We start from the raw sequence: 23,231 nt of genomic DNA on the forward strand, positions 1-23,231 counted from the left end.
ATATACAGACTTAAATACAGACTTAAGGATTTCAGGCAAATAAAAAAGGCTAGCTACAACCGCTTGTAGCTAGCCTTTTTATTCTCGATACGCTACATCGCGTATCGATCTGTCTTACTTAGTACTTAGTCATTGGCATAAATGTCGTTATCTTTGGTTTCTTTGATGAACAAAGTACCGATAACGAAAGTGCCCAGAGCAATGATGATAGGGTACCAGAGACCGTAGTAGATATCGCCTTTGAATGCAACCAGGGCGAATGCCGTGGTTGGCAACAAACCACCGAACCAGCCGTTACCGATATGGTAAGGCAGAGACATGGATGTGTAGCGTATGCGAGTAGGGAACATCTCTACCAGCATGGCAGCAATAGGGCCGTATACCATGGTGACGTACAAGACCAAGATAGTGAGCAAGACTAAAACCATAGGTTTGTTGATCTGAGCCGGGTCTGCTTTGGCTGGGTAGCCTGCGGCTTTAATCGCATCACCGAAAGCGGTCGTGAAGGCTTTCGATTTTGCTGCGGCGTCTTCTTTGGATAAACCATTCGAGTTGTAAGAAGCGATCACAGTTTCGCCCACTTTAACCGATGCGACGGTACCTGCTGGAGCGATTTCATTGGTGTAATTGACTGAAGATGCTGCCAATTTTGCCTTTACGATATCGCAAGAAGAGGTGAATTTCTTGGTGCCGGTAGGGTTGAATTGGAACTGGCAATCAGCCGGATCTGCTGTAACTACCACTGGCGCATTTTTCAGAGCTGATTCCAATGCCGGATTAGCGTAATGGGTCAAGGCACTGAAAATCGGGAAATAAGTTAATGCTGCGATCAAGCAACCGGCCATGATGATAGGTTTGCGGCCGATTCTGTCGGACAAGCTACCAAACACGATGAAGAATGGCGTGCCGATTACGAGCGATGCAGCGATCAAGATATTCGCTGTCGCTCCATCGACTTTCAGGGTTTGCTGCAGGAAGAACAAAGCATAGAATTGACCTGTGTACCAAACCACGGCTTGACCAGCAGTTAAACCCACCAAAGCCAGAATAACAATTTTCAGGTTCTTCCATTGACCGAAAGACTCTGTCAATGGTGCTTTAGAAGTCTTGCCTTCGGCCTTCATTTTTGCAAAAGCAGGGGATTCATTCATGGACAAACGTATCCATACTGATACGGCTAACAAAAATACCGATACCAGGAAAGGTACGCGCCAGCCCCAGTCAGCAAAGGCTTCTTCGCCGATAGCGGTACGTGTACCTAAGATCACCATCAAGGACAAGAACAAACCTAAAGTCGCTGTAGTTTGTATCCATGCTGTGAAGGCACCACGTTTATCGTCGGGTGCATGTTCGGCTACATACGTAGCGGCGCCACCATATTCACCACCGAGCGCCAGACCCTGCAAAATACGCAGAGATACAAGGATAATCGGTGCGGCGATACCAATTGAAGAATAGCTAGGCAGCAGACCTACCACGAAGGTAGAAAAACCCATGATCACGATGGTGACCAGAAACGTGTATTTACGTCCTATCATGTCACCAAGGCGACCAAACACCAAAGCACCAAATGGGCGCACGATGAAACCGGCTGCAAACGCCAGCAAGGCAAAAATAAATGCGGTGTTAGGATCAGTGCCGGCGAAAAATTGTTTTGCAATAATCGCTGCCAAAGAACCGTAGAGGTAAAAATCGTACCATTCAAATACGGTACCGAGAGAGGAGGCAAAAATTACCTTGCGCTCTTCTGCGGTCATGCCGCGCGATGCAGCTTTTACTGCCCCCGCGCTTGTGGTCTGTGCTGTACTCATACTTGTCTCCTTGGATGTTTTATGTGCTTCAAAAAACGTAACGCAACCGTCTTATCTTTTGCAGCTAACTTTTTTGCGCAACTTGAGTCTGAAGTGTGAAACTTACATCATGCTTTCTTGAAACTTACAGAGACTTACAAAATCATGATTTTTGCAGGTAATTTAGCTTTTGTGATGCAGCGCTACCAAATACACAGGAGAAATATGCCGTGGTTCGAGCAAATAAGAAAGCAAGATGGCGCACAAAAGCGTAGTCAAAATGCGACGGTTTTATGCATAAAAAAATACTCATTTGTTTTTGCGAACGATCGTGCTTAAAATATGCTATTCTGGTTTTTTTGATCTCAAATGCAATATCTTTTTTGCTTTGAGTAAACGCCATGCCGCGATGGAAAGCGAGCGATTTTTTTGCATTTTCCAGGTAACGCAGAAATGGCAAATGGCGTCTTTTTAATGATGTAAGCCTGGTAATTTTTCCCAAGAGGAGATACACATGTCTGATGCAGTGATCGTTTCAACCGCTCGTACCGCTTTGGCTAAATCCTGGAAAGGCGCTTTCAATATGACGCATGGCGCCGCGCTTGGTGGTCATGTCCTGCAGGCGGCAATTAGCCGCGCCGGGATAGCCGCCGCCGAAGTGGAAGATGTCATCATGGGTTGTGCCACGCCAGAAGGCGCTACCGGCAGCAATATTGCGCGTCAGATTGCACTGCGCGGCGCTTGCCCGGTGACCACGGCGGGCATGACCGTGAATCGTTTTTGCTCCTCAGGCTTACAAACTATCGCCTTGGCAGCACAGCGCATCATCGCAGGCGAAGGCGATATTTATGCGGCCGGCGGGGTGGAATCTATCTCTTGTGTGCAAAATGAGGCGAATCGTCACATGATCGTCGATCCCTGGTTGAAACAGCACAAACCAGAGGTGTACTGGCCTATGTTGCAAACTGCAGAAACGGTTGCTAAGCGTTATGGCATCGCACGCGAGCGCCAGGATGAGTACGGCGTACAAAGCCAGTTACGGGCTGCCGCGGCGCAAGCTGCGGGCTTGTTTAATGCCGAGATCGTACCTATGACCACCATCATGGGTGTGGCGGATAAGGCCAGCGGCATGTTGCTGAGCAAAGAAGTGACGATTTCAGCAGATGAAGGAATACGCGCCGACACTACCTTGGAGGCAGTTTCTAAGATCCGTTCTGCGATCCCGGGCGGCGTCATCTCCGCCGGTAACGCCAGCCAGTTTTCGGATGGTGCTTCTATTGCTATCGTCATGAACAGTAAAGTAGCTGAAGCGAAGGGGCTGCAACCGCTGGGTATTTTCCGTGGTTTTGCAGTGGCAGGATGTGAGCCCGATGAGATGGGGATAGGTCCGGTGTTTGCGGTTCCCAAACTCTTAAAAAAGGCCGGTTTGAGTGTGGCCGATATCGGTTTGTGGGAACTCAACGAAGCCTTTGCGGTGCAGGTTTTATATTGCGCCGAGAAGCTAGGCATCCCTATGGATAGACTCAATGTAAACGGTGGGGCGATCGCCGTCGGCCATCCTTACGGCGTCTCTGGTGCGCGCCTGACTGGGCATGCTTTGATCGAAGGCAAACGTCGTGGCGTCAAATTTGTGGTGGTCACTATGTGCATAGGTGGCGGCCAGGGCGCAGCGGGCTTATTTGAAGTTTGCTAATCGCAAGCGCTGTTTGTGTAACTTCTAACTGGTAAAAACTGTATGCAATCAAAAATCATTCCGAGACGTGAGCTGGAGTTTTTGCTCTATGAATGGCTCAACGTAACTGCACTCAACCAGCGTGAACGTTATGCCGAACATAGTCGCGAAACCTTCGATGCAGCTCTCGATACTTGCGAGCAAATCGCCACTGATTTATTTGCTACGCACAATAAGAAGAGTGATCAGAATGAACCACATTTTGACGGCCAGACGGTACATATCATCGAAGAAGTCGGCGTCGCTCTAAGTGCCTTTCGTGATGCTGGCTTGATGGCAGCGGGGCAGGATTTTGAGTTGGGCGGCATGCAACTGCCATGTGTTGTCGAAAAAGCGGGTTTTGCTTATTTTACCGGTGCCAATGCCGCCACCGCCGCGTATCCATTTCTGACGATAGGTAATGCCAATACGCTGATGAAGTGCGGCACGCCTGAGCAAATCGATTTATACGCGAAACCTATGCTGGAAGGGCGTTATTTCGGCACTATGTGTTTGTCGGAACCGCAAGCCGGTTCTAGCCTGTCGGATATCCTGACGCGCTCCGAGCCGCAAGCCGATGGTAGTTATCGGCTTACCGGCAATAAGATGTGGATCTCCGCTGGCGAACATGCCTTATCCGAGAACATCGTGCATCTGGTGTTGGCCAAGGTACCGGATGAAAACGGCAAACTGATACCCGGCGTCAAAGGTATCTCTTTATTTATCGTCCCTAAGTTTTTAGTCCATGCCGATGGTAGTTTGGGCGAGCGCAATGATGTGGTTTTGGCCGGCTTGAACCATAAAATGGGCTATCGCGGCACCACCAATTGCCTGCTTAACTTTGGCGAAGGAAAGTTTCAGCCTGAGGGTAAAACAGGGGCGGTAGGCTACCTGGTCGGTAGCTTGCATAAAGGTCTGGCCAATATGTTCCATATGATGAACGAAGCCAGAATCGGTGTCGGTCTGGGCGCGGTCATGCTGGGGTATACCGGCTATCTGCACGCGCTTGACTATGCCCGCAACCGGCCACAAGGGCGCAGCGCTCTAGCGAGGGATCCAAGCTCACCGCAACTACCGATTATTCAGCACACCGATGTCAAGCGCATGTTGTTGGCACAAAAATCCTACGTTGAAGGCGGTCTGGCCTTAAATTTGTATTGCGCTCGTTTGGTCGATGAGGAGCGTAGCAGCAGTGATGCGCAAGCGCGCGCTGATGCCTTGCTGTTGCTAGATATTTTGACGCCGGTCGCCAAATCCTGGCCTTCACAATGGTGCCTGGAAGCGAATAATCTGGCGATCCAAGTGCATGGCGGCTACGGCTACACGCGTGAATATAATGTCGAACAATTCTATCGAGATAATCGTCTCAATCCCATCCATGAAGGCACGCATGGAATTCAGGGTCTCGATTTATTAGGTCGTAAAGTGATCATGCAAGAGGGCGCTGCGATGCGTTTGCTGGCGGGCGAAATCCAGCAAACCATCAATCGCGCTGCGCCTCAAGATGCATTAACCAGCTATGCGCAGGCACTCAGCACGGTGTTGCAAAGGATGGCCTACGTCACGCAACGCATGTATGCTAGCGATGACGTGAATCTGATACTGGCCAACGCCTCGATTTATCTGGAAGCTTTCGGGCATATGGTGGTGGCCTGGATCTGGCTAGAGCAAGCCTTATTGTCTCTCGATAAGGAGGCGCAGCACGATGCCGATTTTTATGCTGGCAAGCTACAAGCCTGCAAATATTTTTACCACTATGAACTGCCCAAGGTGCATGCACAGCTCGATTTGCTCGCCAATCTGGATTCGACTACCCTGGAAATGCAAGACGCCTGGTTCTGATACTCCCGCTCAGTATAGCGAATCGAAGTGATATTGCGCATATTCTATGTGCGTAATTGGATGGAGGAGGCATATACTCCCCCTAAAGTATAAATATTTAACACTGAAGGCGCGCTCAAACGAGGGCGCTCTATCTCTAAGCAATCACCGCAAACAAGGACCAATACCGATGGCAATCACAGCGCGCACGACCACACAATTATTTGATTTAAGCGGCAAAACGGCACTCATTACCGGCGGCTCCCGTGGTCTAGGTTTGCAGATGGCGGAGGCCTTGGGTGAACAAGGTGCGAGCATCGTCATCTCTGCACGTAAGAACCTCGATTTGGAAGACGCACTGGCGCATTTAAGGAGTCGCGGTATACAGGCTAGTGCAATTGCTGCCGACATGGGTAAAGAAGGTGCAGTTAAAGCCTTAGTCGATGAAGCACTGCTGCGTCTGGGGCATATCGATATCCTCATCAATAACGCCGGTGCAACCTGGGGTGCTCCGGCCGAATCGCATACGGTTGAAGCCTGGGATAAGGTGATGAACCTGAATATCCGCAGTATCTTCCTGCTTTCGCAAGAAGTCGGCAAGCGCAGCATGATCCCGCGCAAGAGTGGCCGCATCATCAATATTGCCTCGATTGCTGGCCTCTCTGGTAATCCGCCTGGCAGTATGCAAACCATCGCCTATAACACCTCCAAGGCAGCAGTGATTAATTTCACGCGTACTCTGGCCGGTGAATGGGGTGTGTATGGGATTACGGTCAACGCGATCGCACCTGGTTTTTTCCCTTCCAAGATGACCAAAGGCATCCTGGAACATCTGGGCGAAGAAAAACTGGCGCAACAGGCACCTTTGCAGCGTATCGGTGACGAGGAAGATTTAAAAGGCGTGACTGTCTTATTCGCCTCCGATGCCGGTAAGCACATCACCGGGCAAACCCTGGCGGTGGACGGCGGCGTTTCGGCGGTGTGAGCGAGATGGCGAATACCAGCACAGCAGCCGAGCCAGGCCAGGCAGTCAGCGACACCACGCCCAGCCTCAATCCCTTCCTTGATTCTTTGGGCGTGGAACTATTGGAGATGGAAAATGGGACAGCCAGGCTAGGTTTAGATCTAAAGCCTCAGCATATGAATAGCTGGCAAATCACGCATGGTGGCGTGATCATGACCATGCTTGATGTGGTGATGGCGATGGCCGGACGCTCCTTAAGTGCCGAGCTCAAAGGCGTAGTGACGATAGAGATGAAAACCAGTTTTCTGCAGCCGGGCGGCATCGCCGGTGGCCGCGTCGAGGCCAGGGGCAAGGCGTTTCATCAATCGACTACGATGTGTTTTTGCGAAGGCGAAGTCTGGAATGGTGACAAATTGGTGGCCAAGTCTATGGGCACCTTCAAGTATTTGCGCCGCTTGAAATCGGGCGAAAATATGAAAAAACTTTACGGCAGTGATTAAGCTGTTGGACTTATTTAGCTCATTGATTCAGCTAATTGATTCAATAAGTTAGCCGAGCATCCGTCAAACATCCGCCCAACTAAATATGAAAGAGAAAATTATGAGTGAAACTTATCAACGTATCGTCTTAGCGTCCCGCCCACAAGGCGAGGTCGTGAGTGAAAATTTTCGTCTCGAAACAGTGTCGGTTCCGGACTTGCGTGAGGGAGAAGTGCTGATACGCAATCATTATCTGTCGCTTGATCCGTATATGCGCATGCGTATGGAAGATGCCAAGAGTTATGCCGCGCCGCAGGTGATAGGCGAGACCATGATAGGTGGCACGGTGGGTGAAATTGTGGCGACAAAAAATGCCCAATTTGCGGTGGGCGATCAGGTGGTGGGCATGTTGGGCTGGTCAGAAATGGGCGTGTCGGATGGCGTGATGCTACGCAAAGTGTCTACCAGTCATATCCCACTGTCGGCCTATCTGGGTGCCGTCGGCATGCCCGGTATGACGGCTTGGTATGGACTGACCCAAATTATGCAACCCAAGGCTGGCGAGACCGTGGTGGTGTCGGCCGCCAGTGGCGCGGTTGGTAGCGTGGTTGGGCAATTGGCCAAATTGCGCGGTTGCCGCACGGTCGGGATAGCCGGCGGCGCGGAGAAATGTGCCTACGTCGTCAAGGAACTCGGGTTTGACGCTTGCATCGATTACAAGGCCGGACATTTAGAGGCTGATCTGGCTGCGGCCACCCCCGACGGTATCGATGCCCTGTTCGAGAATGTTGGTGGTGAGATTCTCGATGCTAGTTTGGCGCGTATGAATCCTTTCGGCCGTATCTCTCTGTGCGGCATGATAGCCGGCTATAACGGTGAGGCTTTGCCGATCAAGAATTCTCGTGTGCTGCTGACCATGCGTCTGACGGTGCGCGGCTTTATCGTCTCCGAACATCTCGATTTATGGCCAGAAGGTTTGAAAGAACTGGGGATGTTAGTAGCGACTGGCAAACTCAGTTTCCGCGAATCTGTGGCCCCCGATTTAGCTTCAGCACCAGCGGCCTTTATCGGACTATTAAAAGGTAAAAACTTCGGCAAGCAATTGGTGAAGTTAATTTAATTTAATTTTAGACCGCCGCAAACATCGCTAGCAACAATTTCAGCACTTTCAATTCAGGAGTTCTACATGCGTATTTTTAAAGACAGAGTCGCCGTGATTACCGGTGCTGCCAGTGGTTTTGGCCGTGAATTCGCCATCATTGGGGCGCGTTTAGGAATGAAGTTGGTGTTGGCCGATGTGCAGCAAGATGCCTTAGATGCAGTGAAAGCGGAATTGGAAGCGGCGGGCGCCGAAGTCTTGTCTATGCACTGCGATGTGCGACATGCTGAACAGGTGCAAGCCTTGGCGGACGCCTGCATGCAAAGATACGGTGCGGTGCATCTGGTATTTAATAATGCCGGCGTCGGCTCTGGTGGTTTGATTTGGGAAAACACGCAAGCCGATTGGGAATGGGTGCTAGGCGTGAATTTATGGGGCGTGATCCATGGTGTACGCATCTTCACCAATCTGATGCTGGAATGCGCGAAAAAAGATCCCGCCTTCGAAGGGCACATCGTCAATACTGCCTCGATGGCCGGCTTGCTCAGTGCGCCGACCATGGGCGTCTACAATGTCTCCAAGCACGCGGTGGTGGCTTTGTCGGAAACCCTGTATCAAGACTTAGATCTGGCCGAGGCACCGATCGGAGCCTCAGTGCTATGCCCTTACTTTGTGCCGACCGGTATCAGCCAGTCGCATCGCAATCGGCCCCAGGATGTGGCCGCCGGGGCGGTCACTGCCAGCCAGAAAGCGTCGCAGATCATGTCAGATAAAGCGGTTTCGTCGGGCAAGGTAAGCGCCCAAGAGGTCGCTGAAAATACCTTTAAGGCGATACAGGAAAAGCAGTTCTATATTTTCTCGCATCCAGCCGCGCTCGGCAACGTCAGGGAGCGCATGGAGGACATCGTGCAGCAGCGTAATCCCAGCGATCCGTATTTGGCGGCACCGCATATTCGTGAGCTATTGCGTGCCAAAATGAAGGCGGCCTGACGCAAGACGATCTACGTTAAATAAACGAATATTCATATACTCCCACCCAGTAATATTTAATAGCGCACATAGAATATGCGCTATTGCCTAGTTTTTTTACAAAATTGGGGGAGTATTTGTATGAGTGTAAGAGTGCATGAGTGTATCAAGGAGATAGGTGATGAGTGCAGAACAACAGGTAGAGGTAGTGGTGCGCAGTGGGCAGTATGCCGCGTTATCCAACGGCACCAGATTGCATTACGCCAGTGCCGGCCAGCAGGGTCGCACGCTGATCTTATTTGTCCATGGCTTTCCCGAATTTTGGGGCGAGTGGTCGGCCCAGTTAGCAGAATTTGGACGCGACTATTTTGCGGTGGCGCCAGATTTACGCGGTTTTAATTTATCCGACATGCCGTTTGAAGTTTCTGCCTATAAAGCCAAACACATCGTCGATGATCTGCGCCTCTTGATCGGCCATCTGGGTTATGAAAAGGCGATCATCGTGGCGCATGACTGGGGCGGTGCAGTGTGCTGGAATCTGGCGATTGCGCTGCCGCAGCTGGTGCAGCAACTGATCATCATCAATGCGCCGCACCCGTATCTATTCATGCAAGCGCTGGCACGCGACACCTCGCAAATATCTGCCAGTGCCTACATGAATTGGCTACGCGAGGAGGGCTCGGAACAGGCCTTAGCGAAAGACGAGTTTGCCTTGGTCGAAGGATTTTTCAAAGGCATGGGGCAGGGCGAAGCGGCCTGGTTTGATGCGCCGACCCGGGCGCTATACCATGCTTGTTGGGCGCGTGGTTTGCGCGGCGGTGTCAATTACTATCGCGCTTCACCTTTACATCCGCCAGCCGATGCAGAACGCAGCCCTGCGCAACTGAACTTATCGGCCGATGATTTTAAAGTGAAGGTGCCGACGCGCGTGATCTGGGGGGGGGCTGATAAGGCGCTGCCAAAAAGTTTATTAACCGGCTTGGAAGACTTTGTCGCTGATCTGGAAATTGTCCGTATCGCCGAAGGCTCGCATTGGATCATTCATGAGCAGCCGGCCCGTATTAATGCTCTGTTACGCGGTTTCATTGAGGTACACAAGCCACTTGCCAAGCCCGATAGTTCACTGCCATAATCAAATCATTGACTCACAACAACATTTTATTGCTGCTTAATTATGAATGAATTCAATATTATCTTAGGTGACTGGAATACCCTGCAAAAAGACGCGCAGGCGATACGCCACGAAGTGTTTGTCCTTGAGCAGCATATTCCCGCCGATCTCGAATGGGATGTGATGGATGCACTGTGTTTGCATGCGGTTGCCTATGATGAAAACAAGTTGGTCATCGGCACCGGCAGATTACTGCCGGATGGGCATATAGGTCGTATGGCAGTCAAAGAGACGGCGCGCGGCAGCGGCGTTGGCGCGGCAATTTTGCGTTTGTTGATGGAGCAAGCAAAACTGAGAGGGCAGGTCGCTGTGCAACTGAATGCCCAAACCACTGCCGAAAGTTTTTATCAGCGTGCAGGCTTTTCTAGCGATGGTACGCAATTTGAAGAAGCCGGGATTCCCCACGTGCACATGACGCATAATTTTTAAATTGAGTTTCATGTAAGGTGAGCAGAAAAGTCAGCCCTAGAGCCATAGACAAAACCCCCGTCTATGGCTCTAGCGTTTTATACCGCGGCTACCAATACCCCAGCCATTAACACTAGCGTCCCGGCTATGCGTTCAGTGATTAAGCTGTATTTAGGCTGAGTCGCCCAATGACTCGCTTTGCTCGCTAACATGCCATAGCCTAGCAAGATAAAAAATTCCGGAATAATCGAACAAGCAGCCAACACCAGCATTTGCATCGCGATCGGCGCTTGTGGGTCTATGAACTGCGGCAAGATCGCAACAAAGGTCAACAAAGACTTAGGATTGGTGACCTGCAACATCAAGGCACTCAAGAAGATGCGGCGTCCGCTTAGGCCCTGGCTATCGATCGCTGACAGAGTAATCGGTGAGGGCTTACCGAAAATTGCCGACAAACCCAGATACACCAGATACGCCGCACCCAGATATTTAATCCCATTAAACAACATGGGCGAGGCCAGCAATACCGAGCCTATGCCAGTGGCGGAGATGGCAAAGTAAATTGCATTACCAGTCAAGATACCCAGGGTGACAAACAGTGAATTGCGCCAACCGCGCGCGATGCCATATGCCACCACCATCATCACTGCCGGCCCCGGCGACAAAGAGAGTGCCGCTTCGGTCGCCGTAAACAACAACATGCTTTCCATCGTCATTGCCATACCGAACTAGCTCCTGGCAAATGTAAGGAGACGACTCAGCACAGAATCGGCTTGCTCGGTCATCAAGGAATGGCCACACTGTTCTATGATGCTCACAGTGCTTTGCGTGATTGCTTTGCTCAAGCCACTACTGGCTTTGAGTGGCGTCATCATATCGTTGCGCGCGAGTAAAAACAGCGTAGGGCAGGCCACAGCGAGGGCCGCCTGCTCGCCATTGGCGTAATTATTGCAGGCGCTAAAATCAGTAAAAAACACCTTTTCAGGATTGATCTTAGTGATGCGTTGCATCAGACGCTCGCTGCCACCCATGACCGAGAAGCCGGGACCGGGACAAGATGGCTTATGTGCTATCGAACTGTGCGACCAGATGTTGACCATGGTGATCGCGCTTTGCTCATCGTCGCGCGCCGCATTTAACAGTGTGTCGGAGACTTTCATCGGATAAGCACAAGCGAGCAAGGCCAACTTAGTCACACGTGCTGGAGCCTGGCTGCAAGCTTGCAAGGCAATCAAAGATCCCATGCTGTGTCCGGCCAGCATGGCGGTGCTAACACCGGCCGCATCCAACACCGCCAGCAACCACGTCGCCATGGTCTCTACACTAGTTAAGGCTGCCCCTTTGCTGCGCCCGTGCCCTGGCAAGTCGACTGCCAACACAGAAAAACCATGATGCGCAAAGTAACGACTTTGCAATGCCCAGACCGAATGGTCGTTCTGCGCACCGTGGATAAACACCACAGTAGGTAAGGCGGGGTCAAAGTTCTTACCGCCGGTATAGCAGTAGGCGAGTTCATTATTGACTGTGATTTGCATCTCAAGCTCCTTTCATGGCAGCTTTTAAGCCACGCGCCAAGTCTTCTATCAAATCATCGACGTCTTCCAAACCTATCGATAAGCGCATAGTGCCTTCGCTAATGCCGGAAGCAGCCAATTGTGCGCTCGGTACTCTAAAATGCGTGGTCGAGGCCGGATGGATCACCAGCGACTTGGCGTCGCCGACATTGGCCAGATGAGAAAATATTTTGAGGGCCTCAACAAAACGTTGACCAGCTGCACGGTCGCCCTTGATGTTGAAAGAAAACACGGCACCACAGCCTTTCGGTAGCAGGGTCTTGGCGAGTGAATAATCCGGATGACTTTCGAGTTCCGGAAATGCCACCGAAGCGACCGCAGGGTGCGTCACCAAAAACTCCACAACCTTACGGGTATTAGCAACATGCCTGTCCATGCGCAGGCCTAGCGTTTCGATTCCCTGCAAGATGGCAAAAGCATTATGCGGGCTCATGGCGGCACCGAAGTCACGCAAACCTTCGCGGCGCGCCCTTAGCGAGAATGCACCCACAGTCGATTCTTCAGTAAACACCATGCCGTGGAAGCCATCGTAGGGCTCACACAATTCGGCAAAACGCCCGGTTTTTTCGTAAGCTTGTTGCCAGTCGAAAGTTCCGCCATCGACCAGTAAGCCGCCGATCGCGGTGCCATGCCCGCACAAAAATTTGGTGGCTGAATGGCAGATCAAATCTGCGCCATGCTCAAACGGGCGCAGCAAATACGGCGTGGTAAAGGTCGCGTCCAGCATCAAAGGTAGGTAATTCTCATGCGCAATCGCAGCCACCTCAGGGATATTGAGTACATCCAAACCGGGGTTGCCCAGAGTTTCGCCGAATAGCACCTTGGTATTCGGTCGTATCGCCTGACGCCAGGCGTCGAGATCGCGTGGATCGACGAATGTCGTTTCTATGCCAAAACGCTTTAGGGTGTAGGCCAGTAAGTTTTGTGAGCCACCATACAGCGCGCGCGAAGCGACGATGTGCGATCCGGCTCCCGCAATGGTGGCCAAGCCCAAGTGCAGCGCCGCCTGTCCGCTGGCCACCGCCAAACCCGCCACTCCGCCCTCAAGCGCGGCAATTCGTTCTTCCAATACCGCATTGGTCGGATTAGAGATGCGTGAATACACGTGACCGGCACGCTCCATATTGAACAGCGATGCCGCGTGATCGGAATCTTTAAACACGAACGAGGACGTAAAGTGTATCGGTGTGGCGCGCGCGCCAGTCGCAGGATCGGGCGCAGCACCGGCATGCAGCGACAGGGTATCGAAACCGTGGTATTTTGGACCGCTCATGATGGTGTTTTTCTCCTAAGTTCAAGGCAGCAATGCTACCATCGAAGCAAGAGTTTAAAAAATGCTTTTTGACAGCATTTTTCGTGGAAAATACTTCTGACGGCAACTCAATCTGTCTTGCCGTCTGCAAATGCTGGATTTTTTACACGGCTTACGATACATTGACAATATAAGCACAAGACGCACATGCGATAAGCGCATAGCTGACGATTTTAAGGGGAGCAATATGAAGGTCTCAGAAATTCTCCAGGTAAAAGGTAATATCCTGTTTACCATCACGCCAGACACTTTGATCACCGAAGCTGCCAGCGTCATGGAAGAAAAAGATATAGGGTCACTGGTCGTGATGGAGTTTGGCACACTCGTAGGTGTACTGACTTTTCGCGAAGTGATACGTGCCCTGGATAAAAAAACCGGGTCATTAGGTAACGGCACGGTGCGCAAGTTTATGGATGACCATCCATTGACGGTAACGCCGGAAACAGAAGTCAATGAAGTAAGGCGCATGATGTTGGAGAAGCACTCGCGCTATCTCCCCGTGATGGACGCAAAAGTTTTACTCGGTGTGATTTCTTTCTATGACGTTGCAAAAGCTGTTCTGGAGGCGCAAAGCTTCGAGAACAAGATGTTGAAGGCCTATATTCGCGATTGGCCTGTTGAAGAAAGCGAAGAGTGATGTTGATCGTCGTCGACTAAATAAAAACGCCCGCATAGCTTAGCTTGCGGGCGTTTTTGTTTCTGCATTTACCTTAAAAACCTTTGGAGGATACCCATCATGCAAATAGCGATAGTTGGAGCTGGAATCGCCGGATTGACTGCTGCACGTCAACTGCAATCGCAAGGACATCATGTCACCGTTTACGAAAAAAGTAGTGGAGTCAGCGGAAGGATGAGTACACGCCAGACCGAAGTGGGCGGCTTTGATCATGGCGCCCAATATTTTACTGCCAGTTCAGATCGGTTTAAGAAGGAGATCGCCGATTGGAGCAAAGTAGGATGGGTGGTGCCTTGGGAAGGCAAGCTGGTCAAGCTCGATGCGGCCATCACCACCCCGGCCGACCGCAGCAGAAAACGATATGTGCCTACACCTGGCATGAGCTCACTAGGAAAACAATTGGCACATGGTCTCGATGTACGTACCGAGCAACAGGTCATGGCGCTAGAGCCTTTCGATAAGCAATGGTTGTTATTGGTAAAGTCTGACATGGTCGCAGTGCCAGCATCGGCAGGACCATTTGATGCGGTCATTATCGCCACCCCACCAGAGCAGGCGGCACCGCTGCTGACAGGACACAGCGAATTCTCTAAAATTCTCGGCTCTATCCATATGGAGCCATGCTGGACCCTCATGTTAGGGTTTCAGAATGCCTTAAACCTCAACTACGATGGTGCCTGGATCGCCAATTCTCGACTGAGCTGGATCTCACGCGACACCTCGAAGCCCGATCATAGAGCCGGCGAGCGCTGGGTCTGCCATGCGACCGCAGCATGGAGTAAAAAACATCTGGAAGAAGATCCGGAGCGGATTAAAGAAAAACTGTCTAAAGCGTTTCATGAGGCGACTGGTTCGCCAATTCAAGCGGTCCATGCGGTAGTGCATAGATGGCGTTACTCCGAGGCTTGCCAGCCTTTAGCACAAGCGAGTTTGTGGGATGCAAAGAAAGGTCTGGGTCTATGTGGGGACTGGTTTGCTGCCGGACTCGAAGGTGGTGGGCGGGTTGAAAACGCCTTCCTGAGTGGTTTGGCAATTGCCAGCGAAGTGGCAGCTTAGTGGCAGTTTAGCCGCAGCTTTAAGTTGAACTGGAGTGCGCGTCAAATTAATCGAGCACACTCCAGGCCTGCAGCCTTCATATAAATTAAGTTCTTTGACCGGTTTGCAAACGCCATAACGCCGCATAGCCGGCATTCAGATTCAGCAATTCATCATGGGTGCCGCTTTCTATAATCTGGCCGTCTTCCATTAAATGTATGCAATCGGCCTGGCGCACAGTGGAGAGTCGGTGGGCAATCACAATCGTGGTTCTGCCACGACTGACAACATCCAAACTACGCTGTATCGCCGCTTCAGTTTCATTGTCGACGGCGCTGGTTGCCTCATCCAATATCAAGATCGCCGGATTTTTCAAGATGGCACGGGCTAACGCCAAACGTTGGCGTTGACCTCCGGACAGTTTTTGCCCGCGCTCGCCTATCCGGGTGGCGAATCCTAGCGGCAGTTTGTTGATAAACTCGGTCGCTTCTGCTGCGCCTGCTGCTTCGGCAATCGCCGCTTCACTGGCGTCTTTGATGCCATACGCAATATTATCAGCGATGCTGCCATCGGTCAGGAAGCTGTCTTGGGCGACATAGCCTATGCAGCGGCGTAGATCTTGTAAATCAAGCTGCTCTATCGCTTGCCCGTCGAGCAAAATTTCTCCTGTACTTACGTGATAAAAACGCAGTAAGAGTTTCACTAAAGTCGATTTTCCTGATCCTGTAGCGCCAACAAAGGCGACCGTTTTTCCGGCCTCTATGGTCAGATTAAGGGGCTTGATGGTCGCTCTGTCGCCATAAGAAAAAGTGACTTCGTTAAATTGCAGTTCACCTTTAACGGTGCGTCGGTCCAAAGCCATGCCCTCGTAGCTAATCTGTATCGGTGTCTGCATTAGATTCATGACGCGATCAATGGATGACATAGAGCGTTGATACATGTCCGCCACCTCGGCCAGACTGGTCATGGGCCATAGCAGACGCTGAGTTAGAAACACCAAAACGGAATACGCGCCTACCGCTAACTGGCCGTGCAGTACCAACCAACCACCATACACTAGCGTTGCCGTAAAACCTGCCAGTACCGCCATCCGTATCACCGGCGTAATTGCGGCACTGATCGCGATGGCATTCGCATTGGCAGTGCGGTAGGACTGACTAGCCTGGGCAATGTGTGCGGTCTCTAAGTCTTCGGTGGCAAAGGCCTTGATAGTGGCTAGACCTAGTAGATTATTATTCAGACGTGCACTGACATCCCCGGCTGCGACTCTGACTTCTGCATAGCGCAGTGCTAAGCGTTTTTGAAACCAGAAAGCGCCAAATAGGATGAAAGGCACAGGCAACAGCGAAATCACGGCCAATGATGGCTGCAAGGAGAAAAATACTGCGCTGACCATGACGGACGAGCATACTACCTGGATAATCTGATTGGCACCGCCATTCAAAAAACGTTCCATCTGATTGATGTCTTCACTGAGGACCGACATGAGGTTGCCAGTGCGCTGATTCTCGAAATAAGCCATTTCGAGTTTTTGTACATGACTATAGGCGTCTAGGCGTAAATCATGTTGCAGGTTTTGCGCCAATTTACGCCATCTCAGTGACAGCAGATACTCAAACCAGGATTCGCCACCCCAGATCAGTACGTTTAACGCACCCAACAAGATCAGTTGGTGCCATGTATCGGTAATCCCAAATCCACCCAAAACTCGTTTTGCCAAAAAACTCTTATCGCCATTGACAACGATGTCGACTGCTACACCGATCAGCACCTCGGGCAGTATGTCAAAAAATTTATTCAATACTGAATACAGTGTTGCCAGACGAAAGTCTCGACGATAGGCACTCGCGTAGCTGAGTAGTTTTTTAAGTGGATGGGTGCTGGTCATGGTGTTCGGATAGGCAGAGGGAATTTTTATCAAAATAATAGCTCAGCGCAAACAACAAAGGCATTAAGAAAATTCTCAATGCCTTTGTCGGATGATGGCCTGGTAAACTAAATAATAGCTTAGTCTTCGCGACGCAAATGCGGGAACAAGATCACGTCACGGATATTTGGCGAATCGGTGATCAGCATCATCAAGCGATCTATCCCTATACCGCAACCACCAGTTGGAGGCAGGCCGTATTCCAGCGCACGGATGTAGTCGGCATCGTAAAACATGGCTTCTTCATCGCCTGCGTCTTTGGCTGCAACCTGCGCCTGGAAACGGGCCGCCTGATCCTCAGCGTCGTTCAACTCAGAGAAACCATTCGCGATTTCACGCCCCGTCATAAACAATTCGAAGCGTTCCGTAATGCCAGCGACGGTATCGGACGCGCGTGCCAATGGAGATACTTCGACCGGATAGTCAATGATGTAAGTTGGCTCCCACAATTGCGCCTCTGCCGTCTCTTCAAACAAGGCTAGTTGCAATGCGCCTAAACCGGCAGTGGCAAACGGCTTGACACCAAATTTTTTCAATTCCGCTTTGATGAACTCGGCATCGTGCAATTGTTCGTTGCTATAGCCAGGCGCATATTTATTGATGGCACCCACGATAGTTAAACGTTGGAATGGTTTGGAGAGATCAAGTTCCTTACCTTGATAAGTCAGTACTGCCGTGCCGTGCGCATCGACGGCTGCCTTACGTATCACTTCTTCAGTGAAATCCATGAGCCATTTGTAATCCACATAAGCCGCGTAGAATTCCATCATAGTGAATTCAGGATTGTGACGTGGTGACACGCCTTCGTTGCGGAAGTTGCGATTGACTTCAAATACACGGTCAAAACCACCCACCACCAGACGCTTTAAATACAGCTCAGGCGCGATACGCAGATACATTTCCATATCCAGCGCATTGTGGTGCGTGATGAAAGGCTTAGCTGCTGCACCGCCCGGTATTACGTGTAGCATTGGTGTTTCTACTTCCATGAAATCATGGCTATTCATGAAGCTGCGTATCGAGTTCATCGCCGCAGTACGCGCCTTGAAGGTGCGACGCGTCTCTTCGCTCATGATCAGATCGACATAACGCTGGCGATATTTAGTCTCTTGATTCGATAAACCATGAAACTTATCTGGCAAAGGACGCAAAGATTTAGTCAGCAAGCGCAGTGTGCTTACCTTAACAGTCAATTCATCGGTCTTGGTTTTGAACAGTACGCCGACGATACCGAGAATGTCGCCCAAATCGTAGTGGCGGAAGGCTTCCATTTCCGCTTCGCCAGTTTTATCGCTGGTGATGTAGAGCTGAATACGGCCATCTGCCTTCAAGCCTGAGGCATCTTGTAAAGTGGCGAATGCAGCTTTCTTACCGGCCTCACGCTTTAGCATCATGCGACCTGCGATCGTTACCTCTACGTTCAGCGCCTCTAATTCTTCACGCGTATGCGAACCGTACTGCTCCTGCAATGTCGCTGCTTTATGCTGGGGGCGAAAATCGTTCGGAAACGCGATCCCTTTTGCACGTATCGCGGCCAATTTTGCGCGACGCTCGGCGATGATGGAATTTTCGTCTTGGGGCAACTCTGAGGCTGCGATAGTATGTTCTGACATAAGATTGCTCTTTATTGTGGGTGCAAAGATGCGCACCGTGATTGCAGAGGAGAGCGCATTTGGCGCTCTCCGTGTACTTGTAAAATTACACGCCTTGTTTCAATGAGGCAGCAATAAAATCGTCAAGATCGCCATCCAGCACGGCCTTGGTATTGCCCATCTCAAAGTTGGTACGCAGATCCTTGATGCGGGATTGGTCCAATACGTAGGAGCGAATTTGGTGACCCCAGCCTACGTCGGTCTTGGTGTCTTCCAGATTTTGTTTTTCGCTCATGCGCTTGCGCAATTCCAGTTCGAATAACTTTGCCTTCAGCATTTCCCAGGCTTCCGCGCGGTTACGATGCTGACTACGGTCATTCTGACACTGTACGACTATGCCAGAGGGGCCATGGGTTAAACGCACAGCAGAGTCGGTCTTATTAATATGCTGACCACCGGCGCCAGACGCGCGATAGGTATCAACCCGCACATCCGCTGGATTAATATCAATTTCAAACGACTCATCGACTTCAGGATAAACAAATAAACTGGAAAACGAGGTATGGCGTCCATTGGCAGAATCAAACGGCGACTTACGAACCAGTCTATGCACGCCGGTTTCAGTGCGCAGGAAGCCGTAAGCGTAATCGCCTTCCACTTTGAGCGTAGCGGTCTTGATACCAGCCACCTCGCCATCGGATTGCTCCATGATTTCGACTTTAAATCCCTTGCGTTCACAATAGCGCAGGTATTGACGCAGCAGCATAGAGGCCCAGTCTTGCGCTTCTGTACCACCAGCGCCAGCTTGAATATCGATGAAGCAGTTGTTCGGATCCATAGGATTATTGAACATCCGGCGAAATTCCATGCCTTCGACCAAACCCTTCAAAGTCTCAGCATCGACTTCTACCGCCTCTAAAGTTTCTTCATCCGCCTCTTCACGCGCCATGGAAAACAAATCGTTGGCGTCTTTCAGGTCAGTGTCGATTTTCGTTAGAGTATTGACGATCGCTTCCAGGGATTTTTTTTCTTTACCTAATTCTTGGGCGCGCTTAGGCTCTTCCCAAACTTTAGGATCTTCTAATTCGGCGTTGACTTGTTCTAGTTTCTCTGACTTGACATCGAAGTCAAAGATACCTCCGAAGTTCGGCTTCGCGTACCGTCAGGTCAGCGAGCAGGTTGGACAGGCTATTGAGGCGTTCGGCTTCCATATTTTTCTCTGCAGTCTAATTAAATCGAACCTTTGATTATACATGATGACTTGCTAAGGCTCTCTAAGTGAGAGGCAAAATCCCTGATTTTTGCGAATAAGAAAATTTTACTGTTCAGCGCAAAACAAGAGATGTAAATTGCATAATTAGAGTGAGGTCTCTCTCAAAAATAGTAAAAAATAAATTTCTGTTGTTTTTGTGTCGCTAATAAAACATTTTGGACTTTTCCCGCTGCATTTTGGATGCTTTTGCGTCTTATTTTTTTGAGTAAATATTGCAGCGCACGAAACGCTTCTTCGTCGATGTTGCGGCTATGGTTAAAGTAAAATTTGTATTTATTATTAAGATTTTTTTGCTGTCGCGCAGCAGAAAATTAGCGATTGACGAATTAGAACGGTCGTTCCAAAATCTAAAAAATGAACAATATTAGGGATAAAGCTCTAAAACCTCGTTTAAAGTTAGAAAATCAATCTTTAGGATAATGAATGACTGTCTACCCAAAAAGCCCTTTAATGGGACAAATGATGAGCAAACCCTTGCTCATTTCCAGCATTATCGAACATGCAGATAGACATTTCGGTGGTAATGAGATCGTTTCCAGAAGGGTGGAGGGAGATATTCACCGCTACACTTATCACGACTGTCATAGCAGAGCCAAAAAATTGGCAAATGCTTTGCAGCAGCTCGGTGTCGTACTAGGGGATAGGGTCGCTACTTTGGCATGGAATGGCTACCGCCATATGGAAGCCTATTACGCAGTCTCTGGTTCAGGTGCAGTACTGCACACCATTAATCCACGCTTGCATCCGGAGCAGATTGCCTACATCGTCAATCATGCCGAAGACCAATATCTGCTATTTGACATCACTTTTTTGCCTATTATTGTGGCGATTGCCAAGCATTGTCCTACTGTTAAGGGATTTGTGATGATGTGCGATAGAGAGAGATTGCCTACCGATGGTAGCGTTCCAAATCTATTGTGTTACGAAGATCTGATAGCCGCCAACTCGGAACAGTTCGTTTGGCCCTTGTTTGACGAAAATTCTGCGTCTAGCCTCTGCTACACCTCGGGTACGACGGGCAATCCTAAGGGGGCCTTGTATTCGCACCGATCTACGGTCTTGCATTCGTATGCTTCGGCTATGCCAGATGCTCTGAATGTTTCGGCGCGTGATTCGGTGTTGCCGGTGGTGCCGATGTTTCATGTCAATGCTTGGGGCTTACCGTATTCTGCGCCATTGAGCGGGGCGAAATTGGTGTTCCCTGGTCCGCATATGGATGGGAAATCCTTGTATGAATTATTCGAACAAGAACAAGTTACTTTTTCAGCCGGAGTTCCTACCATTTGGTTGGGCTTACTTAACTATGTAGCACAAAACAATCTCAGATTCTCCAGCTTCAAGCGCACCGTCATAGGAGGCTCTGCTTGTCCGCCATCGATGATGAAAACGCTCAGACATACTTATGGGGTAGAAGTGATACATGCCTGGGGCATGACCGAGATGTCGCCGCTAGGTACAACGGGCACATTACAGGCCAAACATATGGTTTTGACTGATGCCCAGCAAGAAGCTGTGTTACTCAAGCAAGGTCATGCGGTATATGGCGTGGACATGAAGATAGTTGATGATGCCGGTGCAGAGTTGCCTTGGGACGGTATTACGTATGGCAATTTATTGGTAAAAGGCGAGTGGGTTATTCATAGTTACTTTAAACAAGAAGGCGGCAGTATCCTGGAAGACGGCTGGTTTCCCACCGGAGACGTTGCGACCATTGATGCAGATGGCTATATGCAAATCACCGATAGAAGTAAAGATGTCATCAAATCGGGCGGTGAATGGATAGGCACCATTGATCTGGAAAATGTCGCGATGTCTTACCCCGGCGTTTTACAAGCAGCCTGCATCAGCGTATTCCATCCAAAATGGGACGAGCGTCCATTATTGGTCGTCGTTAAAAAGCCCGATGCCGAGATTGATAAGGCCGCTTTGTTACAGTTTTATGAAGGCAAAATCGCCAAATGGTGGACGCCGGATGATGTGGTCTTTATCGATGCCCTGCCGCTGGGCGCAACCGGAAAAATACAAAAAAATAAACTGAGGGAACAATTTAAGGATCACAAGCTCCCGACGGCGTAATAGTAAGGTGTTTGTTGGTGCCCGCTGGTGAGCAAGAGTTAAGTAAAGCAGTCATGGTTTTGAGTTCGTCGTTATTCCGATAAAAATATAGGAGATAGACCAATGAAATTTCAATTACGCGTGTCCGTTGTAGCACTTGCATTGATCTCAGTCGGCCCGGCGGCCATGTCCGACACCATCAAAATTGCCTATATTGATCCTCTGTCCGGGCCGTTCGCTCCGGTTGGGCAAAATATCCTCAATTCGTTTCAATACGTGGCAGAAAAAGCGAATGCTGAATCCTGGGCTGGCGGCCACAAAATCGAAGTGGTGGGATTTGATAATAAAGGCAGCCCTCAGGAATCACTGACAGTCTTGAAAACTATTATTGATAAGGGCTTCCGCTATATCAGCCAGGGTAACGGCTCCGGCGTAGGCCTGGCATTGCTCGATGCAGTAAACAAACACAATGAGCGCAACCCCGGTAAAGAAATTCTTTACTTAAATCATGCTGCCGTTGATCCTGATATGACCAATAGCAAATGCAGCTTCTGGCATTTTCGCTTCGATTCCAACTCAGACATGAAGATGGAGGCTTTAACCAGCTTCATGGCGAAAGACCTGGCGATCAAGAAAGTTTACATTATTGGTCAAAACTATTCTTTCGGGCATCAGGTAACGCGCGCTGCAAAAGAGTATTTGGGACGTAAGCGCCCCGACATTCAGATTGTTGGGGATGATTTGCATCCTATCGGTCAGGTCAAGGATTTTTCCCCTTATGTGGCAAAAATCAAGGCATCCGGTGCCGATACCGTCATTACCGGAAATTGGGGTGCCGATCTCGCCTTATTAATTAAGTCCGCCAAGGATGCTGACTTAAAGGCAAATTTTTATACTTATTATGCGGGCACTACCGGCGTACCAACTGCGATGGGAGCAGCCGGTGTGGATAGAGTAAAACAAGTAAGTTACTGGCATCCAAATAACGAGAGTTTTTCCGGCAAAGAGATAGTTGAGGGGTTTAAAGCTAAGTACAAAGATGACTATTATTCTATGGCGACGTATACCGTAGTGGCCAGTCTCGCCAAGGCCGTTAAAGAGTCTAAATCTATCGAACCATTAAAAGTCGCAATGGCGATGGAGGGGATGACGGTGAAGAGTCTGAATGGTGACGATGTATTGCGCAAAAGCGATCATCAGATTCAGCAGCCGCTCTACATCTCCACCTGGGTCAAGACCAATGGCAAAGATGTTAAATTCGATCAAGAAAATACCGGTATGGGCTGGCAAACCAATCAAAAGATAGAAGCCTTTGTCGCCTCTCAACCCTCGTCTTGCCAAATGAAACGTCCAGGTTAATCGCTACTGTCATCAA

At 50.1% G+C, this 23,231-nt stretch carries 20 protein-coding genes; 12 read left to right on the plus strand and 8 right to left on the minus strand.

From position 1 onward, the window contains the following. Positions 1-125: 125 nt before the first annotated feature. Positions 126-1,811: an MFS transporter gene (locus ACO0K8_RS03380; RefSeq protein ID WP_422945206.1), complete on the minus strand. Its 1,686-nt coding sequence runs from the start codon at positions 1,809-1,811 to the stop codon at positions 126-128. Positions 1,812-1,953: 142 nt separating this feature from the next. Beyond that, on the minus strand, positions 1,954-2,292 hold the full coding sequence (locus ACO0K8_RS03385) for a hypothetical protein (RefSeq protein ID WP_422945207.1): 339 nt from the start codon (positions 2,290-2,292) through the stop codon (positions 1,954-1,956). Positions 2,293-2,304: 12 nt separating this feature from the next. Between ACO0K8_RS03385 and ACO0K8_RS03390 the strand changes: the two genes are divergently transcribed. The 8 genes from ACO0K8_RS03390 to ACO0K8_RS03425 all read left to right on the plus strand — a co-directional run bounded on the left by ACO0K8_RS03390 (position 2,305) and on the right by ACO0K8_RS03425 (position 10,433). Beyond that, positions 2,305-3,483 (plus strand): acetyl-CoA C-acyltransferase, encoded by a 1,179-nt coding sequence (locus tag ACO0K8_RS03390; protein WP_422945208.1) that lies wholly within the window; start codon positions 2,305-2,307, stop codon positions 3,481-3,483. Positions 3,484-3,525: 42 nt separating this feature from the next. Next, the gene (locus ACO0K8_RS03395; RefSeq protein ID WP_422945209.1) at positions 3,526-5,343 is read left to right on the plus strand and encodes an acyl-CoA dehydrogenase; all 1,818 of its coding nucleotides are present in this window, start codon (positions 3,526-3,528) and stop codon (positions 5,341-5,343) included. 169 nt (positions 5,344-5,512) lie between these two features. Continuing rightward, positions 5,513-6,307 carry an SDR family oxidoreductase gene (locus ACO0K8_RS03400; RefSeq protein WP_422945210.1) on the plus strand — a complete coding sequence of 265 codons (795 nt, stop codon included), beginning with the start codon at positions 5,513-5,515 and terminating at the stop codon, positions 6,305-6,307. Between the two features lie 5 nt (positions 6,308-6,312). Beyond that, entirely contained in the window at positions 6,313-6,786 is a 474-nt protein-coding gene (locus ACO0K8_RS03405) for a PaaI family thioesterase (RefSeq protein WP_422945211.1), read from the plus strand. A 100-nt stretch (positions 6,787-6,886) separates the two neighbouring features. Beyond that, positions 6,887-7,885 (plus strand): NADP-dependent oxidoreductase, encoded by a 999-nt coding sequence (locus ACO0K8_RS03410; RefSeq protein ID WP_422945212.1) that lies wholly within the window; start codon positions 6,887-6,889, stop codon positions 7,883-7,885. Positions 7,886-7,951: 66 nt separating this feature from the next. After that, positions 7,952-8,854, plus strand: coding sequence for an SDR family oxidoreductase (locus ACO0K8_RS03415; RefSeq protein WP_422945213.1), 903 nt, complete (start codon positions 7,952-7,954; stop codon positions 8,852-8,854). Positions 8,855-9,014: 160 nt separating this feature from the next. Then, positions 9,015-9,965 (plus strand): alpha/beta fold hydrolase, encoded by a 951-nt coding sequence (locus ACO0K8_RS03420; protein ID WP_422945214.1) that lies wholly within the window; start codon positions 9,015-9,017, stop codon positions 9,963-9,965. 42 nt (positions 9,966-10,007) lie between these two features. Beyond that, complete coding sequence (locus ACO0K8_RS03425; RefSeq protein ID WP_422945215.1) at positions 10,008-10,433, plus strand: GNAT family N-acetyltransferase; 426 nt, start codon at positions 10,008-10,010, stop codon at positions 10,431-10,433. Positions 10,434-10,510: 77 nt separating this feature from the next. Here the strand turns inward: ACO0K8_RS03425 and ACO0K8_RS03430 are convergent, their stop codons facing one another. From ACO0K8_RS03430 to ACO0K8_RS03440, 3 genes are read right to left on the minus strand one after another with little or no spacing between them, the layout of a single operon-like run. Beyond that, positions 10,511-11,134 (minus strand): LysE family translocator, encoded by a 624-nt coding sequence (locus ACO0K8_RS03430; RefSeq protein WP_422945216.1) that lies wholly within the window; start codon positions 11,132-11,134, stop codon positions 10,511-10,513. Between the two features lie 6 nt (positions 11,135-11,140). Then, a complete protein-coding gene (locus ACO0K8_RS03435) occupies positions 11,141-11,947 on the minus strand; it encodes an alpha/beta fold hydrolase (RefSeq protein WP_422945217.1) in 807 nt (268 codons plus the stop codon). Between the two features lies 1 nt (position 11,948). After that, positions 11,949-13,259, minus strand: a complete 1,311-nt coding sequence (locus ACO0K8_RS03440; protein ID WP_422945218.1) for an O-acetylhomoserine aminocarboxypropyltransferase — start codon at positions 13,257-13,259, stop codon at positions 11,949-11,951. Positions 13,260-13,485: 226 nt separating this feature from the next. Here ACO0K8_RS03440 and ACO0K8_RS03445 point away from each other — a divergent pair, with 226 nt between their 5' ends. Next, on the plus strand, positions 13,486-13,935 hold the full coding sequence (locus ACO0K8_RS03445) for a CBS domain-containing protein (RefSeq protein ID WP_422945219.1): 450 nt from the start codon (positions 13,486-13,488) through the stop codon (positions 13,933-13,935). 99 nt (positions 13,936-14,034) lie between these two features. Continuing rightward, positions 14,035-15,030 carry an NAD(P)/FAD-dependent oxidoreductase gene (locus ACO0K8_RS03450; protein ID WP_422945220.1) on the plus strand — a complete coding sequence of 332 codons (996 nt, stop codon included), beginning with the start codon at positions 14,035-14,037 and terminating at the stop codon, positions 15,028-15,030. An 85-nt stretch (positions 15,031-15,115) separates the two neighbouring features. Here the strand turns inward: ACO0K8_RS03450 and ACO0K8_RS03455 are convergent, their stop codons facing one another. The 3 genes from ACO0K8_RS03455 to prfB all read right to left on the minus strand — a co-directional run bounded on the left by ACO0K8_RS03455 (position 15,116) and on the right by prfB (position 19,739). After that, positions 15,116-16,897, minus strand: a complete 1,782-nt coding sequence (locus tag ACO0K8_RS03455) for an ABC transporter ATP-binding protein (RefSeq protein ID WP_422945221.1) — start codon at positions 16,895-16,897, stop codon at positions 15,116-15,118. A 119-nt stretch (positions 16,898-17,016) separates the two neighbouring features. Next, entirely contained in the window at positions 17,017-18,549 is a 1,533-nt protein-coding gene (gene lysS / locus ACO0K8_RS03460; RefSeq protein ID WP_422945222.1) for a lysine--tRNA ligase, read from the minus strand. Between the two features lie 85 nt (positions 18,550-18,634). Continuing rightward, positions 18,635-19,739 (minus strand): peptide chain release factor 2 gene (gene prfB, locus ACO0K8_RS03465; RefSeq protein ID WP_422945223.1). Its coding sequence is split into 2 segments (ribosomal slippage): positions 18,635-19,657 and positions 19,659-19,739, totalling 1,104 coding nucleotides; the frame shifts between segments, so codons are not numbered across the junction. Positions 19,740-20,224: 485 nt separating this feature from the next. Between prfB and ACO0K8_RS03470 the strand changes: the two genes are divergently transcribed. Both ACO0K8_RS03470 and ACO0K8_RS03475 read left to right on the plus strand, forming a co-directional pair. Next, a complete protein-coding gene (locus ACO0K8_RS03470; protein ID WP_422945224.1) occupies positions 20,225-21,877 on the plus strand; it encodes a 3-(methylthio)propionyl-CoA ligase in 1,653 nt (550 codons plus the stop codon). A 102-nt stretch (positions 21,878-21,979) separates the two neighbouring features. Continuing rightward, entirely contained in the window at positions 21,980-23,215 is a 1,236-nt protein-coding gene (locus ACO0K8_RS03475; protein WP_422945225.1) for a branched-chain amino acid ABC transporter substrate-binding protein, read from the plus strand. The last annotated feature ends 16 nt before the right edge of the window (positions 23,216-23,231 follow it).

It is taken from the genome of Undibacterium sp. Ren11W (genome assembly GCF_049340485.1).
Classification (GTDB): Bacteria; Pseudomonadota; Gammaproteobacteria; order Burkholderiales; family Burkholderiaceae_D; genus Undibacterium.

Coding starts and splice junctions, on each gene's coding strand:
- ACO0K8_RS03440 (WP_422945218.1), bottom strand. CDS start 13,259: ATGAGCGGTCCAAAATACCACGGTTTCGATACCCTGTCGCTGCATGCC.
- ACO0K8_RS03425 (WP_422945215.1), top strand. CDS start 10,008: ATGAATGAATTCAATATTATCTTAGGTGACTGGAATACCCTGCAAAAA.
- ACO0K8_RS03475 (WP_422945225.1), top strand. CDS start 21,980: ATGAAATTTCAATTACGCGTGTCCGTTGTAGCACTTGCATTGATCTCA.
- ACO0K8_RS03450 (WP_422945220.1), top strand. CDS start 14,035: ATGCAAATAGCGATAGTTGGAGCTGGAATCGCCGGATTGACTGCTGCA.
- ACO0K8_RS03415 (WP_422945213.1), top strand. CDS start 7,952: ATGCGTATTTTTAAAGACAGAGTCGCCGTGATTACCGGTGCTGCCAGT.
- ACO0K8_RS03395 (WP_422945209.1), top strand. CDS start 3,526: ATGCAATCAAAAATCATTCCGAGACGTGAGCTGGAGTTTTTGCTCTAT.
- ACO0K8_RS03435 (WP_422945217.1), bottom strand. CDS start 11,947: ATGCAAATCACAGTCAATAATGAACTCGCCTACTGCTATACCGGCGGT.
- ACO0K8_RS03400 (WP_422945210.1), top strand. CDS start 5,513: ATGGCAATCACAGCGCGCACGACCACACAATTATTTGATTTAAGCGGC.
- ACO0K8_RS03445 (WP_422945219.1), top strand. CDS start 13,486: ATGAAGGTCTCAGAAATTCTCCAGGTAAAAGGTAATATCCTGTTTACC.
- ACO0K8_RS03420 (WP_422945214.1), top strand. CDS start 9,015: ATGAGTGCAGAACAACAGGTAGAGGTAGTGGTGCGCAGTGGGCAGTAT.
- ACO0K8_RS03405 (WP_422945211.1), top strand. CDS start 6,313: ATGGCGAATACCAGCACAGCAGCCGAGCCAGGCCAGGCAGTCAGCGAC.
- lysS (WP_422945222.1), bottom strand. CDS start 18,549: ATGTCAGAACATACTATCGCAGCCTCAGAGTTGCCCCAAGACGAAAAT.
- ACO0K8_RS03380 (WP_422945206.1), bottom strand. CDS start 1,811: ATGAGTACAGCACAGACCACAAGCGCGGGGGCAGTAAAAGCTGCATCG.
- ACO0K8_RS03470 (WP_422945224.1), top strand. CDS start 20,225: ATGACTGTCTACCCAAAAAGCCCTTTAATGGGACAAATGATGAGCAAA.
- ACO0K8_RS03410 (WP_422945212.1), top strand. CDS start 6,887: ATGAGTGAAACTTATCAACGTATCGTCTTAGCGTCCCGCCCACAAGGC.
- ACO0K8_RS03430 (WP_422945216.1), bottom strand. CDS start 11,134: ATGGCAATGACGATGGAAAGCATGTTGTTGTTTACGGCGACCGAAGCG.
- ACO0K8_RS03390 (WP_422945208.1), top strand. CDS start 2,305: ATGTCTGATGCAGTGATCGTTTCAACCGCTCGTACCGCTTTGGCTAAA.
- ACO0K8_RS03455 (WP_422945221.1), bottom strand. CDS start 16,897: ATGACCAGCACCCATCCACTTAAAAAACTACTCAGCTACGCGAGTGCC.